The following is a 1,043-nucleotide window of genomic DNA, read 5'->3' as shown; positions in this document are numbered from 1 at the left end:
CCCACAGCCACAGCTTGGCCTTTGCTTTCAGGTTGTCGGGGTAGATATACATTATAATATTATTCGCCTCCTATGGAAAAAGGCGGGAGATCATGTCTCCCACCTTTTGATGTATGATTATTCCTGCGCGCTTTCTATGCAGGAGATCGCCTCACCCAAGGAATCCATCGCGGAATCCATGTTTTCGATGGCTTCGCTTGCGCGCTCACCGCGTTCGGAACCCTGGAAGCTCTCAGGCATGCTCTCCAGATAGTCCTCTTCCTCGCCTTTGAGATTTTCCAGGGCGTCTTTGATTTCTTCGAGCTGAGCGGCGAGTGCGCTCAACTCCTTCCTCCGGTTGTTATTCATGATGATCCTCCTCAGCAGGCTTGTCCGCCTGAGTTTCCGCCTCCAACGCTTTCTGGATGCAGTTCAGGAAGAAGGCGTTCTGCTTGACGCCATTGCGCTTGAGGTACTCCTTGAACCGCTCGAACAGCTCCTCCGGCACCTGGAACGCGACCGTTCTCTGATTTCCTTTCATGGTGGGTTTCCCCTCCTCTTCGTAAAATTTTGTGATGAGCCAGGTCATGTACTGGCTTAGGTTCTGGCCGGACGCCTCCTGGCGTTGGCGGAGCTGTGTGTGGAGCTCAGCCGGAATGGGAGCGCAAAGATTTTTAATGGCGTCCATGTTCCGCCTCCTCCCCATCGGGCTGGAATTCCGGCGCGCTTTTCAGGCAGTCCAGAATCAGTTTCAGCAAAAATCCCTGTAGGGTGCATCCGCGCAGCGCGCACAGCATGCGGAGCCGCCTATAGTCGCCCGGCTCTATTCTGACCTGTAGATGTTTGAGCATTTTCGTGTCTCCTTTCCAACTTTGTAAAGCAAGTATATCCCCAAAGCCATGTAAAAGCTATTCACGATACCCAACGATTAATCTATGGAAAACGAAGCGAAAGCAACAGGAGGGCCATCCACTGCCGGGTGGCCCTCCTGTATACGCTTTAAGGAAACGCTGATTTAATCCCCCGAAATGATAGCAGATGTGATAAAATGATAAAATAAGGAA

At 51.8% G+C, this 1,043-nt stretch carries 2 protein-coding genes; both read right to left on the bottom strand.

The window, feature by feature from the left end; genetic code table 11:
- Window positions 1–117 precede the first annotated feature (117 nt).
- Complete coding sequence (locus JX325_RS17590; protein ID WP_204792287.1) at window positions 118–348, bottom strand: hypothetical protein; 231 nt, start codon at window positions 346–348, stop codon at window positions 118–120.
- Window positions 341–667, bottom strand: a complete 327-nt coding sequence (locus JX325_RS17585; protein WP_204792286.1) for a hypothetical protein — start codon at window positions 665–667, stop codon at window positions 341–343. The genes JX325_RS17590 and JX325_RS17585 overlap by 8 nt, the downstream gene beginning before the upstream one ends.
- Window positions 668–1,043: the final 376 nt, after the last annotated feature.

Origin of the sequence: Oscillibacter sp. CU971 (assembly GCF_905219725.1) — a bacterium.
Classification (GTDB): Bacteria; Bacillota; Clostridia; order Oscillospirales; family Oscillospiraceae; genus Oscillibacter.
This window is presented reverse-complemented; position numbering and strand designations above follow the sequence as displayed.

Excerpts from the sequence above, each read along its gene's own strand:
- JX325_RS17585 (WP_204792286.1), bottom strand. The coding sequence starts at position 667 with ATGGACGCCATTAAAAATCTTTGCGCTCCCATTCCGGCTGAGCTCCAC.
- JX325_RS17590 (WP_204792287.1), bottom strand. The coding sequence starts at position 348 with ATGAATAACAACCGGAGGAAGGAGTTGAGCGCACTCGCCGCTCAGCTC.